Raw genomic sequence first — 16,201 nt, 5'->3', positions numbered from 1 at the left:
TCAACGACGGGATCGTAATTGCCTCGATACCGGGCTGATGTTGCATCAAGACGTGTGCGGCGTGCCAGGCGCTTCTGAAGTTTTTTTGGGTCGAGGGGCTTGGCAAACCGAAATAGGCTGTTTTATAATCTTTTTCTCCCAAGCAATCGACCCGCTTGGTACTGATGAGGCGGTAGTCAACGCGATTCAGTAGACCCGGAAAGGTGGCAGAGTGGTCGAATGTACCTGACTCGAAATCAGGCGTACGGTTTTCCCGTACCGTGGGTTCGAATCCCACCCTTTCCGCCAAAATTGTTCAAAGAACCCCGTAAAGTCAATGGCTTGCGGGGTTTTTTGTTTTTCGGTTCACGAATCGACTATCAAAACGGTTTCGCGCATCTTGGGTCGTCGACTGCAGCACGTTAGCCGTTCGTGCATCACTCCGGTTCCTGCTTGGGTCAAGCGTGACGTGATTGCGCATCTTGTTGGCAATCGACTTCCGTGGTTCTTCTCCTGGATGAGAACAGGCATGCGCCCACCCAAAAAAATACGTCGTCGTCGAGTCACCTCCTCCGACCATTCGTACAGTTAGAACTGCCCCATCAGTTGAAAACCTACCGAGACCCGAGCCGTTTGAAATCCCGTCGGTTTGTAAATCGGCGTGCCGGCAAAGAGGTCGTACGCGAACCCTCCTACGCGAACCGGCAGATTCCCACGCACTCCGATCACTGCTCCGGCGAGTTGCGTGCCGGCAAGAAAAACCGTGTTGGGACCGAACACGCGCCCGTAGTCGATGCCAGCGTACACAGACTGTCCCGTCTGGCCGAGCGGCAACTGTAATTCATTTCTCCAGTAGAACCCGCGCTCTGCCGCGAGAAGGTTTTCACCATCAAAGCCCCGCACCGTATAGCGACTGCCGATCGTCAGGTCGTCGATGTAGTTGAGGGTGTTGTTGGTGAACTGTCCGTGCAGGGTGGTAACGTACTTCAACGGCTGTGTCGCGATCGCAAACGGCACGGAGAGGTTTGCATCGAGCACTGCCATGTGAAAGCGGTAGGTCGGACCGTTTGCAGTATCGGGAGTCGCGCCGAGCCAGCCGATTCCCTGCCGGTAGGCGAGCGTGCCATCGAACTGCGCAGCGCCGAAATAGTGGCGGTCGGTGAATCCCGCCTCGATGAACGTGTTGTCTCGACGCTGCTGAGGAATCTCAGTGTCTTCAATGAAGCTTGCGCCCCAGCGCTTTGTCAGTTGCGCCTCAACACCAAAGATATCGTCCTGACTACGCCGCAGCACGCGTTGCAGTTTGAGTCCCGCAATCTGCGAGTTGCCGCTAGAAACAAATGTCTGGTTCACTCCGGCGATCTGCTGATAGTACGTGTTGGTGTTGCCGAATAGCGTCGCTGTCCAGTAACCCCAAGGCACCGAATACGAACCGTTCCAGCCGTGCGAGCCCAGGCGCTTGTCGCCGAATTCGAGGTCCTGACTCGCACCGACGTTGAATATGTCGTTCAGCCCTAACGGGTTGTCGATGCCTAGCGCCAGATTCCCCTGCAGTTTTCCCGTCGCGCGTTGGCCGGAGTTGTCGACCGATGCGACGACCGTCCACGGCTTCGTGCGCTTCACAGTAATCACGACATCGCTTTCGCCAGGGGTTTCGGTCGGTACGACCTGCATATCAACGTCCTGACTCGCGACGCGCTTCATCTGCTCAAGCCCCTGTTCAAGATCGCGCAGGTTGAGCAGATCACCGCCGCGTGCCGGAAATGCTGACTTCCAGGTGCCATGCGTTGCGGTATCGGCAAAGCGTAATTTTCGAATGACACCGGGCGCGAGCGAGAGACGTAACGTTCCTTTCGACAAGTCCTGCTCCGGGACAAGGACGCGCGTGGTGATGTAACCCCTGCTGAGGATTACCTGCGACAGGCCCTTGACGATCAGTTCTACCCCCTGTTTGCCGACACATTGTCCGCTGTAATGCTCAAGCCACTCGCGGCCAAATGCAAAGCGGTCCTGCGGAAGCGCCGAGGCGCCTTGCGCACGAACGACATCGGGCAACGTCGCCGGTACATCCAGGACGAATGACCGGATGCGAAAGCATGGCGTCTCAGTTGGGAGATCAGGCCAGCCTTTAACATTGGGTGTGCCTGATCGGACAGCGGGCGCATTGACGGTCTGAGCGCGTTCTTGGGCCTGACGCTGCTGCTCGATGAGTTGCTGTTGCTGTGCCGCGCTGCGTGCGGCGTTTGCGAAATCGGGCGAAGGCGGCGACGTTTGCGCCGAAGCGCCGAAAGCTGCCAGCGTCAGTCCCGCCGACAGTGCTATCGCGACGCGTGAGTGTTGCATTGGTCTTTTTCTCTACGGGTTATTGTTGGTCTGACTGCGTGGTGCTTTTTACGGACCCCGTCTCGTCGCGGTCTCTGCTTCTGACGACGGACATTTAGGTGCGTATTGCGTTTGCACAGGTTCGTCCAGTCCGGTGGCGTTGATGTGGCGAACCTCGATCGAACAGCGATGTGACTTGCGCCCTTCTTCCTGCAAGGCCAAGTACACGTCGTAATCCTGCCCAGCAATCGGCGTGAAGGTCATCGCGTGCGGTTTGCAGGACCAGGAATAGCCGCCGTACTTGCTGCTGCCTACGTCATTGGCTGTGCTCAGCGACAACGTGATCGGCTGCCCGGTCGGAATGACGTATTCCCGGATCATGTCCTTGAAACGCAGCCCCTCGACGCGCATCCATGGTCGGGGACTCTGAGGCATGCCAATCACGACGCTGCGTGACGAGTATTTGTAGCGCGCCCAGAAGCCGTCATCGACGCTGACCCGCTGCGAATCGCTCTCCCACGCATTTGAGTAGCACGCTCCCACCCTGAACGAAGCGGCTTGCAGGTCATTGCCCGATTGGATACGCATGCGAGCTGAAATTCGCGGATCGTAGTCTGGAGTCGCAGTTGTTACGTGATGCGTTGGTGCGCATCCGGCGGTGAGGGCGAAGATGCCGACTAACATCAATGCGCGCATCATCGTGCTTCCTCAATTTTCATCAGGTCTCCCGATAGCACAGAAAAAGTAAAGTTGAAATCCACCCCCTTAAACGGCGCGAAAACGACTGTTACTTCTTGGTCGTTCATGCCGTTCACCCAGAGGAAACGTCCGCTTACGAGCGATTCCTCGGTCTGGTCCCTATGCCAAAGTCTCTGCCATTCAGGAACTGACGGCGCTCGCGCCGTCCATTTGCGGCCTGAAAGTGCATCGACCCAATTAATTGATGCGCCATCATCAGCGATGTTCAAAGTGCTCATTTCTCACCGAGAATATGTGTTGTTTATCCGGGTTCATTTTGGTAAAGGCTCCTGTGGATGCAATTGCCAGTTGTACATGACTACTGGCTTCGGCATATTTTTATGGTGTCTCCACCATATGTCATCGCGAATCCGTAGACTTCACGCGATTGCCCGCGAGAGCTATCTACTTCAGAGACGAGACTAATTCTTGCGCGGACGCCGTTCTTGCAAAGGGAGAGGTCGCCGTCTGTCGAAGTTCGTTGCGCCCACCCACGATTCAACAGCACAAGGCGATACCTTTCCGCGAGATCGCGACTCCATGAGCTTGCATTCACATTTACAAAGTCGACGGCTGTTTGTCCCCCAACGGAACGGTTTAATCCTCCACACACTCCGAACAGACATGTGTTTCCACCCAATGATTGGCCCTTGATAAGATTGTCGGTGGCCTCCGCTTTCTGATCGTCGGTTTTTCCAACGTTATCTGGAATCATGCCGACCACCACCCCTGCTCCTTTCTCACGAGAAGCAGAAACCGAACCACCTGCATAGACATTGCCATCGTGCATATTGATGGTAACGCTGCCACCAAGACCTGCGCCGGCCTGTAGGGTCACGTAGTCAATGGAAGCGGGACGCTGTGCCGCCATCGCGGCCTGTGCCGCATTCTGATCTGCATGCGTATCGTCAGCGCTGTAGTGGGACAAGCTGCTTGCCGATGTCTGCCGGACCATTCCTCCATATGACGCCGCCGAGAATGAACTTCCGTTATAGCTGAGCAATTGTTTCTGTTCGTAGATATAACTGGCACCTTCATTTTGCAGCGGGGAGTACTTCGTATAGTCAGCGGTTCCCGGCGCAAATTCGGCTGCGCACTGTACAAGCGCACATCCCGCCGCCTCTAGACGACGTTCCTTGTCCGCGTCGCCATTCGCCAGATTTATGATGATCTGCTTCTCTTCCGGATGCAGCTGTCGGTTGTACATGTCTAGGTCTTAGGTACGGCTCCCTATGCTCTCTATTCGCTCGGATAGTGCCTCGGCAAGGCGATCAAGACTTTCGACATTACCCCACAAGACAACGCGGGTACCGTCCAGATCGACTGTCAACTTGCCACTATGCGCATGTATGTCGTCCGGCAATCGAACGTCTTTGTAGGAGTATGACCGTGCAGCCATGAAGCACACTACAAGGTGTTGCTCGTATGCGCTAAATCTATAAAATGCTCCTCCCGAGCGGAAAGCCGAGTCGCCGAACGATGCGACCGCTCGCGCTTGCGCGATCAATCGGCCGGCGTTTCTATCAACTGCTCGAGAGGCTGCTGGTAGCAGGACAAAGATCAAGAGTACGAGGGCAATCAGCAGTCCGATCACAGCCACCCCTTCTAAGGGGCTAAGAGTTGTCTGGAAGTATGGTTTCATTGTTTCGTCGGGGATTGATACGTTGGATCGACAGAAGCGTTGATGGGCGTACTAAAGCCCGCGCCGATACCAATGGAAACGCCATTGATGTAGCGTGTAGCGTCGTACCACGATTTTTCCTGCCACGCAGTTACATTGCTAGGCGTTACCTGCACGCCAAAGTACTTGCCAATACCTACCCCGATCGACGTCGGACCTGAAAATCGGGGATCGCCCGAAAAGCTGATGTTCGCGCCGAGGTCGCCCAAGCTGCCGAGCGCAATGTCTGGTTTCAGCGAGGCCAAGCCGTCGCTCGGGCTATATGAAAAATTCGGTCCCACTGCGATACCCGGAGAGAGGGGTAGGTGAAAGCCAGCCTGCACGCTAACATCCGGATTGTTACGTGGGTCTGAATTGGATAGTCCGGCCGCGCATTCAGCGGTGATGCACCCATTTACCGCCGGAGTGAACGGCCCCGCCGCGTCGATTCTTGGACCTGTCGCTGTTTGAGAGGACGCGGGATTCCAGCTGTACGGCGAGCTCGCGCCACCTGTGTTTTGCAGAATCAGATTTTGCAGCGTTTGCGACGGCGCATCCAGCAAGGACGGGGTCTGCACCAAATAATTGCCCGTGCTGTCCATCGCCAGCTTCATGCCCGTCGTGTCATAAACCGCATTCGCTGGCGTATTCGCATTCAGCGGCACGACTACGCCCGTCGCCACAAATTCTCCAAGCTGGCTGTTGTTTGCCGCACGCATCGCGTTCTCAACCTGGCTTGCCGTGACCGGCGATCCGTCCGCGTTCGTGATCCCCTGCGCCGCCGCATTCGCCGCTATTTTCTGTGCGAGCGTCTTTTCCTGCGGATGCAACTGCCGGTTGTACATATCGGAATTCGACGCAGCAAACGCACCTGCATTACCTCCCACTGCCGCGCCCGCTGCGCCTGCCAGCCCGTTCGAAACAATCTGCCCGATCATTCTGTCAACGGTAGCATTGCCAGTCGGACCGGCATTTGCAATCGAGCTGCTCAGGTCGTTCAACCTCGGCGCTAGCCCAGCCGACACACCCGCACCCGCGGCGCCGCCTAACGCACCGCCAAAACTGCCGCCACCAAGCCCGCCAAGCACGGCGCCCGCCGCAATATGCATACCGACGCGATCGGCGCCGCCTTCCGCCCAGTCCGCGGCATCCTGCTCGTACTGCGCCGCTGTATCAGTGTCGCCAAGCGCGTTCGCCGCCTTTGCACCGTCGAGCGCGGCGTGGTGCTTATAGTCGGCGTACGTACCGATGTCCTTCGCGACCGCTTGCCCTGCCGCAGTGGCCGCGTTCATCACGTCCACCTGATTGCCAAGCACCGTGTTCACGTCGGGCAGTTTTGACACGGTTCCATTGAGGTTCGACGTGTCGCGATTCAGGCCCGCGACGTCCTGCTTCTGACTCGTGGAATCAGTCAGGGCAATCGTGCCCGCGCTCACGCCGCTCTTCGTCGTCGCACTGGAACTGCCGCTCGCCGACTGGCCCAGCATCGGCATCACACCCGACGTGCCCGCGCTGAAGCCGCTTGTCGATGAGCTGTAATCCGAATGATTCTGGATGTCAGAGTACGTCAGCGTACCCGTGGTGAGCGTGTTCTTCGACGGATCGGCATCGCTAGCGATGTACGCGCCCTTCAGGTCCGTATTGCCCTTCACCTTGACGTCGAACCCGCCGGAACCCGCCTGAATCCCGGCCTGCTCGCTCACCGCCGCATAGTTGCCGTTCGCGCTGCCGTGCTGACTGCTGAAGCTTGCGCTGCCACCGCCCTGGCTGATGCTGAAACCGCCACTCGTGCTTTCCTGATGCGCGCTGCTCACGGTGGTGTCCTGCACGCTCGCGATGTTCAGATTGCCACCAACGTTGGCCGATACATGGTTGCCGCTCACATCCGAGCCGACGATGTTCGTATCGCCGCCCGAAACGATCGACACACCGTTCACAGCGGTGACGTGCGTATTGTTCTGCGTCGCGGCATCTGAATTCGCATCGCCATGCGCCTTGCTCATCGACGCCGACACGCCGAAGCCTTTAGTGCCGTAAGAAACGCCCACGCTCGCACTGCTCGATTCGTTCGTGCTGCGCGTCGTATCGGTATTCGTCGTGTTGACCAGGTTGACCTGGTTCTTTGCGTTGAGCACTACGTTGTTCGCAGTCACGTCGGAACCGGCAATCGTCACGTTGCCGTTGCCGGCCTGGCCGCTCTGATCACCGCCGCCCGTCGCAATGAACGTCGCCGTGCCGCCAGCCTTCACTGTCGAACCGGTTTGAGTCGTCTGGTCTTCCGTGAAGGTATTCTTCGTCTGGCTCGTGCCATAGCTCAACTGCACGCTGACGTCCGGTGCGCCGCCGCCGGCGAGCGACCCAACCGCGCTGCCGGCGTTACCGACGGCGGCAATCGTCTGCAGGGCCTTCGCGCGTCCATCCTGGCTGTTGCTCGCCGCCTGGCTCTGCTGAATCGTGCTGTTGATCGCATCACCTACACTGCCGCCGAGCCCCAGCGTAAACCCGCTCGTCTTCGTCTCCTGCGTATCGTCGTGGTGGCTGGGCGCATCGCCCGCCACGCTGACGTGATACTTCGACAGCAGGGCAGCCGCGGCTGCCGTCTGGCCCGCTCCGAGCGTCAGATTGTCCGCCGCGTTCAGGTTGCTGCCCTGTGCGGTCTCGTCGTAGCTCGAGCCCGTGTGCTTCGCGCCAGGACCGCCGAGCGACTGTTCGGCATGGGTTTTCGTGTCAATTGCCGCCGTCGCCGTCAGGTCGTTCGCGGCAATCATCGCCGCGCTGCCGCTGCCGTTCAACCCCGCCTTGACGGTTGCATCGGTGAGTGTTGTGTTGCCGCCCGACACCGTAGTAAGGCTGCCGCCCGTCGCGATCGTGCTGCCGACATTCTGTGTCGTGCTCGTATGCCCGCCGTTCAGCCCGTCGGTCGTGCCTGCATCCTGTGTCGCGGTCAGTGTCGTCGTGCCCACGTTCAGGTTGCGGCCCGCCCCAACAAATGCACTGTTACCCGACTGGATGGCAGCGCCCGAGAGGTTCACATCGCGCTGCGCCAGCACCACCGCATTGTCTGTTGCCGAAATCGTCCCGGTGGCCAGCGCGCTCTGCGAGCTTGCGCTTGCCGCAAAGCCACTTTGCTGGAGCGTTTTCGACACACTCGCAGTCGCGGTTTCGTTGATCACATCGCGCCCGGCCTGCACCACGGTGTCCACCCCACCGATGCGCCCGCTCGTGTTACGCACGTCCTGCACGGCAGCCACTGCTGTCGTGCCGCCGCTGCCGATCACGCCGCTATTGACAATGTTATTACCCAGCACCGTCGTCGCCACATCCCCCACAATGTGGCCGCTGTTGTTCACGTCGCCAGTCGCGCTCATGCTCACCGAGTTGCCGGCAACCAGCGCACCGCTGTCCTGCAGATCGACCGTGTTGGCCTGGGCCAGATAGAGCGTCGGCACGAGCACCGACTGCTGCGTGCCGTCGGGCAGCGTGACGGTCTGCGACACGAGCCACACCATATCGGTCGTCATACGTGTCGGTCAGAGGTTGCGTAAAGGAGAGCGACTGCGCGTTCGGGTCCAGATTCGTGACCTGCGACTTCGGAACCGTCACCGTGATTGGATGCATCAGCGCACCGATGGTCGCCGTGCCAATCGCGCCGCCGCTCCAGTTCCATTCCGGATAGACCGAACTCTGGTAAAAACCGAGGTCGTCGCCTGAGACGCCTGCGGTCCAGAGCGTGAGCGTTGTGGCACCCGTACCCTGAGGCGTGCCGGCCTGCGTCTGCACGCCCGTGCGCAGGTTGTTGACGGTGCGAGCCGCGATATCCACGTCGCCCACTGCCTCGATCGATGCTGCGCTGTTCGTCAGCGTCCCGGTCTGGTCCGCGAGCATGCCGGCGCTGTCGCGCGTACCGTCCTTCGCGATCGCGAGATTGCCGGCGGAGTAGAGGAGTGCGCCGTCGGAGTTCGTGACCGAGTTCGACGCATAGATGTTCAGACTCTGCGCAGCGGCAATGGCGGCGCTCGCGCCTGTGTTCTGCACATCGGTCGCGTTGACCTGCACCGTATTGCCGATCAGCGTGCCTGTGTTCGTTAGGATCGCGCTGTTCGTCGTGACTGAATCGCCCTCGATTCTGCCAACGTTGGTGAGCGTGGCTGCCGCATTGACCGTGGTCGACGTCGAATCGATATCCGCACCGGCGGCATTGACCACATTCGCGCCGGTCACGGTCAATGCGCCACCTGCTGCGAGTGTGCCGGTGTTCGTCAGCGTGCCGGTGGCCGACACCGACATGTCGCCGTCCGCGTGCAGCCTGTTCGACGCGCCGTTGGTATAGTCGCCCGTAACGGAAAGCCCAAGGTTGCGCCCGGCAGTCATCGCGCCGGCGCCGCTCACCACACCCCTGGCCACAATGTCACGATTGGCGCTGATCGCACCACCGGAATTCGAGAGCGAGGCGACCTGCACCGACACGTCCCGGCCGCCCTCCAACTGGCCACCGTCGTTGACTACACGCGCGCCGGACTGGTTCAGGTTCAGTACCGTGCCGCCGTATATCGTGCCCCCCGCGTTGTTCACGCTGTTCGTAACGTTGAGGTTTGCCGCGCCTGTGGCGACGAGCTTTGCGTTGGCCGTATTCGTGAGCGTCTGCGCGTTGACGCTCACGTCGCCATTGCCGCCCATCGTGCCGCCGGAATTTGTGATGTCTGCCGCGGCAGTAATGCTAGTCGCACCACTGCCACTATTCGTGAGCTTGCCGGTGGAGTTGTCGATGGAGAAAGCCGACACTATGGCCGTGCCGGGATTGCCCGTTCCGCTGTTTGCGGAAATCGTACCGTTTGCGTTCGAGAGCGCACCGCCTGCGCTCACCGACAGATTGCCGCCAGTCTGCGCGGAGCCATGTATGTTGTCCAACGCGCCGTGGGTGGTCGCCGTCAAGGCAGCTTTGCCGTACAGCGTGCCGCCGCGGTTGGTCAGGCTCGTATCGGCTTTGATCTGCGCAGTGCCCTGAGCTGAGAGCGTACCGTTCGAATTGTCGAGATTGGCCGATTGCGTAGTGAGCGCACCATTGGTCGCAATCTGCCCGCCCACATCAGAGAGAGCGCCCGGCGTTGTCACGTTCAGCGTGCCCGTGCCGGCGTGCTGGATGGACCCGGCATCGTTCGTAATCGATCGGCCGGAGACGGTAAGGTTGGTCGCATTGGTCGAAACCGAACCGCCCGTATTGTCCAGCGTGCCTCCGGCAGAAAGTGTCTGATCCGCAGTGCCGTACTGCGTGATGTGGCCGCCATGGTTGACGAGGTTGCCGGTACTGGACAGCGCCAGCGTATTACCGTCGATCGTGCCGTTCGAATTGTCGACCGTCGTGCCGCTCACGGTCGTCGCCGTACCCGAGAGCGTGCCGTTCTGGTTGTTGAGCGCACCGACGCTGGTCGCGTTCAGATTGCCGCTCGCCGTCATGCTCCCCGCGTGATTGTCGAACGTCTGCGCGCGGACCGTCGCATCGCCTTTCGCGCTCAGGTTCCCCTGGTTCGATACGGTCGTGCCGGATACGTTGAGTGCGCCATTGGTGACGACGTTGCCGCCGCTATTGGACACCGAACCCGACGCCCCGGTTGCTGTCAGCGCAAGCGTGCCGGTTCCCGCGTGTTGTATCGAGCCCGAGTCGTTCGTGACCGTCTGGGCTGAAACAGTGAGGTTCGTCGCATTGGTCGCAATGGAGCCCCCGGTGTTGTCCAGCGTGCCACCCGCGGAGACCGCCTCGTCGGCATTGCCGTACTGCGTGATGTGGCCGCCGCGATTGACCAGGTTGCCGCCGCTGGACAACGCGAGCGTATTGCCCTCGATCGTGCCGTTTGAATTGTCGACGGACGATCCGCTCACCGTCGTGGCTGACGCCGAGAGTGTGCCATTCTGGTTGTTGACGACACCGATGCCTGTTGCGACCAGATTGCTGCCGGCGACGAGGCTGCCCGCATGATTGTCGAGCGTCTGCGCCTGGACAGTCGCGGCGCTTTTCGCGCTTATATGCCCCTGGTTCGACACGGTCGTACCGGACACGGTCAGCGCGCCATTGGTCACGATGTTGCCACCGCTATTGGACACCAAGCCCGATGCCCCGGTCGCTGTCAGGTCAAGCGTGCCCCCGCCGGCGTGCTGGATCGAACCGGCGTCGTTCGTGATGGACTGGCCTGATACCGTGAGGTTCGTCGCGTTCGATGCGATCGAACCCCCGGTGTCATCGATCGATCCGCCCGCGGAAATCGACTGGTCCGCGCTGCCATACTGCGTGATGTGGCCACCGCGATTAACAAGATTCCCGCTGCTCGAGAGCGCGAGCGTATTGCCTTCGACCGTACCGTTCGAATTGTCGACCGACGATCCGCTCACGCTCGTGACTGCACCCGAGAGCGTGCCATTCTGGTTGTTGATGACACCGATGCCCGTCGCAACCAGATTGCCACCGGCGACGAGGCTCCCCGCGTGATTGTCGAGCGTCTGAGCCTGTATCCGGGCGTCGCTCTTCGCGCTCATATTCCCCTGGTTCGACACGGTTGTACCCGACACGGCGAGGGCACCGTTGGTCACCACCTTGCCCGCCGTATTCGACAGATTCCCGGCGAGGGTGAGCGTGCCGGTTCCCGCATGCTGGATCGAACCGGCGTCGTTCGTGACCGATTGGCCGGAGATCGCGAGGTCCGTCGCATTCGATGCGACCGAACCTCCCGTATCATCGATCGTGCCGCCTGCGGAGATGCGCTGGTCGGCCGTGCCGGACTGCGTGATGTGGCCACCCCGGTTAACCAGGTTGCCGCTGCTGGACAACGCGAGCGTATTGCCCTCGATCGTGCCGTTCGAATTGTCGACCGACGCACCGCTCACGATCGTGGCCGCACCGGACAGCACGCCGTTCTGGTTATTGAACGCGCCGGTGCTGCTCGCGTTCAGAGTGCCGCCTGCCGTGATACTGCCCGCGTGATTATCGAGCGTCTGCGCGTGCACCGTCGCATCGCCCAGCGCATTGAACTGCCCCTGGTTCGAGATTGAGCCCGCCGACACATTCTGCGCGCCGTTGCTGCCGACCACGCCACCTGCCGCGCCTGTTGCCGTCGTACCCGTGGCGTTGACGAGCGCACCGCTTGTGGTGACGCGCTGCGTGCCATTGCCAAGCATTGCCACACGGCCTGCGGTGTTGTCTAGCGACACGGCGTTCACGGTTTCGTTTCCGGCAGACTGGATAATGCCTTGCCGGTTGTTCACGGCACCGGCAACGCTGACGTTCTGCGTCGACTGCGAGACGATCTGGCCGCCCTGATTCGACAGCGCGCCCGCCGTAACCGTTTGCGCGCCCGTGGAAGAAAGCACACCGGTGTCGTTCGTGAGCGTGCCCCGTGCGGTGGCCGACAGTGCGCCTCCGGCAATAACACTCGCGCCGAGGAGACCCATGTCGCCATTGCTGGCCAGCAATGTGAGGTTGCCATTTGCTGAGGTCTGGCTGCCGCCCAGGTTCAGTGCTGCCCCGGACAGACTCGCGTTGCCACCTGCCGCCGTGTGCCCGATCGCGGCGAGCGCGCCCGAAGTCGCGACCGTCAGGTCAGCCGCGTTCGCGATCGTGCCGTCGCTATTGATGCCCGCGCCGAGCGTGCCTGTGGAGTTCACGCTACCCGCGCTGACGTTCATGTTCTGCTGCGCGGCGAGGGTGCCGGTATTGGAAAGCGCACCCGACGTGTTGACGGACACCGACTGCTGGGCGTACGTCGTGCCACTGTTCTGGATACTGTTCGCGGTGGCTGCAAGATTGGCGCTCGCCGTGGTCTTGCCGGCAAGCACAAGCTGGCCGTTGGACTGCAGCGTCAGGTCGCCCGCCTGCGCGGCGAGCACTCCCGCATTCGATACGCCTACCCCGAATTCGTTGCTCGCCAGAAATATCCGGTTGGCGTACATACCTCCCAACTGACTGACATCGATGGCAAGCGCCGGAGCGGCTCCATTACCGGCGATGGGTGAGGCGGCCAGCGTGTCGTGATCGACGTGATTCGCGCCGGCCACCACGTTCAGCGTATTGGCATACAGTGCAGCGTTCGCCGCGACGGCTCTGGCGATCAGGTCCACCTGATCCACATTGGTCGCGTTCATGCCCGCGCCCTGAACGGTAATCTGGCCACCCTTCACATCAAAACCAGTCAGACTCCCGTTCGCGCCATAGGTCGGATTGCCGGTGGTGAGAATGGCCCGTGAAGTGTTGATAAAGCCGCCACCATCCAGAATCAGGCCCGCGGAATTCGCTATCACTACTTCTGCGCGACGGCCGGCTACTTCCACATATCCGCGTAACTGGGAGGGATTATTGCTGTTGACCTGATTAACAATAATCGAAGCCGACTGACCCGGCAGGTAATTCGGATTGCCGTTGATATAACCCGCCTGCTGTGTGTTCACAACTGTCGGCGAATTATTAAGTACGATTCCAGGCTTCTGAACGTCGAACTGGCCGTACGTATTAACTGACACGCCAGCGCCGGAAGGCCGGTTCACATTGACCTGCGGGATGCCGCTTTGCGTCTGGATCACAGACGGCGCGTGCGCGCCACCCGGCACGATCTGCGCGTGAGCGGGTGGCGTCGAAATCACGAACGCACCCGCGAGCAGCAGCGAGCCGAATGCGGCGTGGCGCAGCGCGAAGCATGACACTGCCCGGGGCGGTACCTTACCGCCCGACTGCGATTCTCCCAGGTTCGTTTTGCCTTCAGCAGTGGCGGTTTCCGATACCGCCACCAGCATTCCCCGAAGCCGGCTGTATATCAGCCTGTAGGTCTTTTTATTCATTCTGAATAATTGATATTGCGAAACTGTAACAGGATGTAATTTACATCAGAACTTCACTAGAATGCGAACCTGGAATTGTTAAATTGCATCGGGTTCGTTGGAATATTGAAAGATTATTCTTCTTGGACGGGCGAGTGCCGTGGCGAAAGTAACCCAGTCCGTGCCGCTCAGAAAAGCCCGTGGGCTGAGGCGTCCAATTGGTGGAGGGATGCGAAAAGCTGGCTGGCGGCACGGATTCGCTACTCACGACAGCATGTCTCGGAGGCAAGCGTAAGCAACCACGTGCAGCCCGTGACAGCCATCAGAGCGAACGTTCTGTGGGGTTTTTGTTTTGACGCAACGCGACTTCGGACTGTTCGTCGAACAAGGCAGTCACCTCAAACCAGTCACCTGCCAGCCTCAGCGCAATTCCCGCTTGCTGCATCCAAAGAGATCCTCGCTGCGTAAATCCCCTCAAGGACCGCAACCCCCCCCCCGCACACCTCTTAAATTCACCGCGTGTCCCCAGCTCGAGGAGACGCGTCCATGCCCCATTCCGCCCCGACCTCACCACTACCGCGCGGCTCGCGGGTCGCGGTCATCGGCGCCGGCATCTCGGGTTTGGCCAGCGCGTATCTGCTGGCGCGCAATCATCGGGTCACGCTGTTCGAATCGGCCGGCTACCTGGGCGGCCACACCAACACAGTGGATGTCACGCTCGACGGCCACACGCATCCCGTCGACACCGGCTTCCTCGTGTTCAACGATCGCACCTATCCGAACCTGATCGCGCTGTTCGCCGAACTCGGCGTGCAGTCGCATCCGAGCGACATGACCTTCTCGGTCTCGCTCGACGAAGGCCGTCTGGAATGGGCCGGCACCAGTCTGAACACGGTGTTCGCGCAGCGCCGCAACCTGTTTTCACCGACCTTCATCGGCATGCTGCGCGACATCATGCGATTTAACGGCAGCGCGCAACGCAACCTCGAACTGGCGATTGAAACGCGCGCGTCGATGGGCGAGCTGCTGACGGAAGGCGGCTACGGCGGCGCGTTCCAGCGACACTATTTGCTGCCGATGGCCGCCGCGATCTGGTCGAGTGCTACCGCCGACATCCTCGCGTTCCCGGCCACGACTTTCCTGCGCTTCTGCCTGAACCACGCACTGCTGCAAGTGAATCGCCGGCCGCAGTGGCGGACCGTGGTCGGCGGCGGCCGCGAGTATGTGAAGCGCCTAACCAGCACGCTCGACGACGTCCGCATCGGCAAGGCAGTGCGCGGCGTGCGGCGCGACGCCGACGGCGTCGACGTGTTCACTGACCACGGCACCGAGCGCTTCGACGCGCTGGTGCTCGCCACCCACGCGCCGACCACGCTGCGCCTGCTGGAAGACGCCGATCATGACGAGCGCGGCGTGCTCGCCGCCGTGCGCTACCAACCGAACGTCGCGGTGCTGCATACGGATACGAATCTGCTGCCGCGTCGTCAGCGCGTGTGGTCGGCGTGGAATTATCTGGGCAGCCGCGGTGTCGACGGCACGCATCCAGTGTGTGTCAGTTATCTGGTCAATCAGTTGCAGCCGTTGCCGTTCAGGACGCCGCTCGTCGTCACGCTCAACCCGGTCGCCCAGCCGGCGCCGGGCACCGAACTACGCCGCTTCGTCTACGACCATCCGCTGTTCGATCTGGCCGCGATCGACGCGCAGCACCGTCTGCCTTCACTGCAAGGCAAGCGACGCACGTGGTTCGCGGGCGCGTGGACGGGCTATGGTTTTCACGAGGATGGTCTGAAATCGGCGCTACGCGTCGCCGCCGATTTCGACGCATCGCCGGCATGGGCCAGGCTATGAACCCGTCAAGCGACAATGCCGGCGCTGATCCAGCAGGCTGGCTGCTGACCGGCAAGGTGATGCACGAACGTCTGCGCCCGAACCATCATCGCTTCACGTATCCCGTGTTTTACGTGCGATGCGACCTGGATCGGCTGGCCTCGCTCGATAGCGGCTGGTTCGGCATCGACCGCTGGCGGCCGCTCAGTCTGTATCGACGCGACCACGGTCCGCGCGACGGCAGCGACCTCGCCACATGGATGCGCGAACAACTACGTGTCGCAGGCATCGAGCAAGCCGACGGCCGTATCTGGCTGCAGGCTTTTCCGCGTGTGTTCGGCTACGCGTTCAACCCGATCAGTTTCTGGTACTGCCACGACCGCGACGGCCGGTTGCGCGCGCTACTGGCCGAAGTGCGCAATACATTCGGCGAGCGCCACAGCTATCTGCTCAGCGCAAACGGCAACGCGCCGATCACCACGAGCACGCGGCTCATGTGCCGCAAAGTGCTGCACGTGTCGCCGTTTTGCCGCGTGGAAGGCGGCTACACCTTTCGCGTCAAGGAAGCGCCCGGTAGCGCGTCGGTCTCCATCGACTATCACGGCGCCGACGGTCTGCTGATCCGCACCGCACTCGGCGGCCGCCTGACGCCGCTCACGCGCGCGGCCGCGTTCGCCGCGCTGCTGCGTCAGCCGCTCCTGACCGTGGGCGTCGTCGCGAGAATTCACTGGCAGGCTTTGCGCCTTGCCCTCAAGAAAACGCCGTTCCACGGCAGAAACCCCGCGCCGGCCCGCACCGACCACGCGTCCACCCACCACGCCGCAGCCGCCAAACCATCCGCCGCCGCGCGCCCCATTTCGTCCGATTGAGGAGATT

Annotated in this window: 9 protein-coding genes and 1 tRNA gene; 3 read left to right on the top strand and 7 right to left on the bottom strand. The window is 60.9% G+C overall.

Translation table 11 applies throughout. The features are described 5' to 3' along the window. Positions 1–197 precede the first annotated feature (197 nt). Positions 198–288 (top strand) — tRNA-Ser (locus B0G82_RS01480). 279 nt (positions 289–567) lie between these two features. Here B0G82_RS01480 and B0G82_RS01475 read toward each other — a convergent pair. The 7 genes from B0G82_RS01475 to B0G82_RS41040 all read right to left on the bottom strand — a co-directional run bounded on the left by B0G82_RS01475 (position 568) and on the right by B0G82_RS41040 (position 13,943). Continuing rightward, positions 568–2,322, bottom strand: a complete 1,755-nt coding sequence (locus tag B0G82_RS01475; protein ID WP_116142593.1) for a ShlB/FhaC/HecB family hemolysin secretion/activation protein — start codon at positions 2,320–2,322, stop codon at positions 568–570. A 48-nt stretch (positions 2,323–2,370) separates the two neighbouring features. Beyond that, the gene (locus B0G82_RS01470; RefSeq protein ID WP_116142592.1) at positions 2,371–3,000 is read right to left on the bottom strand and encodes a hypothetical protein; all 630 of its coding nucleotides are present in this window, start codon (positions 2,998–3,000) and stop codon (positions 2,371–2,373) included. Further along, entirely contained in the window at positions 2,997–3,278 is a 282-nt protein-coding gene (locus B0G82_RS01465) for a hypothetical protein (protein ID WP_121306445.1), read from the bottom strand. Before B0G82_RS01465 ends, B0G82_RS01470 begins: the two co-directional genes overlap by 4 nt. Positions 3,279–3,358: 80 nt before the next feature. Beyond that, positions 3,359–4,246, bottom strand: coding sequence for a hypothetical protein (locus B0G82_RS01460; RefSeq protein ID WP_121306444.1), 888 nt, complete (start codon positions 4,244–4,246; stop codon positions 3,359–3,361). A 431-nt stretch (positions 4,247–4,677) separates the two neighbouring features. Beyond that, complete coding sequence (locus B0G82_RS41185; protein WP_347237467.1) at positions 4,678–7,467, bottom strand: hemagglutinin repeat-containing protein; 2,790 nt, start codon at positions 7,465–7,467, stop codon at positions 4,678–4,680. A gap of 529 nt (positions 7,468–7,996) precedes the next feature. Beyond that, positions 7,997–13,519 (bottom strand): filamentous hemagglutinin N-terminal domain-containing protein, encoded by a 5,523-nt coding sequence (locus tag B0G82_RS01445; protein ID WP_347236567.1) that lies wholly within the window; start codon positions 13,517–13,519, stop codon positions 7,997–7,999. 301 nt (positions 13,520–13,820) lie between these two features. Further along, positions 13,821–13,943 (bottom strand): hypothetical protein, encoded by a 123-nt coding sequence (locus tag B0G82_RS41040; RefSeq protein ID WP_258875607.1) that lies wholly within the window; start codon positions 13,941–13,943, stop codon positions 13,821–13,823. A 101-nt stretch (positions 13,944–14,044) separates the two neighbouring features. Between B0G82_RS41040 and B0G82_RS01440 the strand changes: the two genes are divergently transcribed. Both B0G82_RS01440 and B0G82_RS01435 read left to right on the top strand, forming a co-directional pair. Beyond that, positions 14,045–15,346 carry an FAD-dependent oxidoreductase gene (locus tag B0G82_RS01440; protein ID WP_121306443.1) on the top strand — a complete coding sequence of 434 codons (1,302 nt, stop codon included), beginning with the start codon at positions 14,045–14,047 and terminating at the stop codon, positions 15,344–15,346. Continuing rightward, a complete protein-coding gene (locus tag B0G82_RS01435; protein WP_121308579.1) occupies positions 15,343–16,194 on the top strand; it encodes a DUF1365 domain-containing protein in 852 nt (283 codons plus the stop codon). Before B0G82_RS01440 ends, B0G82_RS01435 begins: the two co-directional genes overlap by 4 nt. Positions 16,195–16,201 lie beyond the last annotated feature (7 nt).

This window comes from Paraburkholderia sp. BL17N1, assembly GCF_003634175.1.
In the GTDB taxonomy this organism is placed as follows: domain Bacteria; phylum Pseudomonadota; class Gammaproteobacteria; order Burkholderiales; family Burkholderiaceae; genus Paraburkholderia.
The sequence above is the reverse complement of the archived record's forward strand: the minus strand, read 5'-3'. Positions and strand labels throughout refer to the sequence as shown.

Coding starts and splice junctions, on each gene's coding strand:
- B0G82_RS01475 (WP_116142593.1), bottom strand. CDS start 2,322: ATGCAACACTCACGCGTCGCGATAGCACTGTCGGCGGGACTGACGCTG.
- B0G82_RS01470 (WP_116142592.1), bottom strand. CDS start 3,000: ATGATGCGCGCATTGATGTTAGTCGGCATCTTCGCCCTCACCGCCGGA.
- B0G82_RS01465 (WP_121306445.1), bottom strand. CDS start 3,278: ATGAGCACTTTGAACATCGCTGATGATGGCGCATCAATTAATTGGGTC.
- B0G82_RS01460 (WP_121306444.1), bottom strand. CDS start 4,246: ATGTACAACCGACAGCTGCATCCGGAAGAGAAGCAGATCATCATAAAT.
- B0G82_RS41185 (WP_347237467.1), bottom strand. CDS start 7,467: ATGATTGCCGCGAACGACCTGACGGCGACGGCGGCAATTGACACGAAA.
- B0G82_RS01445 (WP_347236567.1), bottom strand. CDS start 13,519: ATGAATAAAAAGACCTACAGGCTGATATACAGCCGGCTTCGGGGAATG.
- B0G82_RS41040 (WP_258875607.1), bottom strand. CDS start 13,943: ATGCAGCAAGCGGGAATTGCGCTGAGGCTGGCAGGTGACTGGTTTGAG.
- B0G82_RS01440 (WP_121306443.1), top strand. CDS start 14,045: ATGCCCCATTCCGCCCCGACCTCACCACTACCGCGCGGCTCGCGGGTC.
- B0G82_RS01435 (WP_121308579.1), top strand. CDS start 15,343: ATGAACCCGTCAAGCGACAATGCCGGCGCTGATCCAGCAGGCTGGCTG.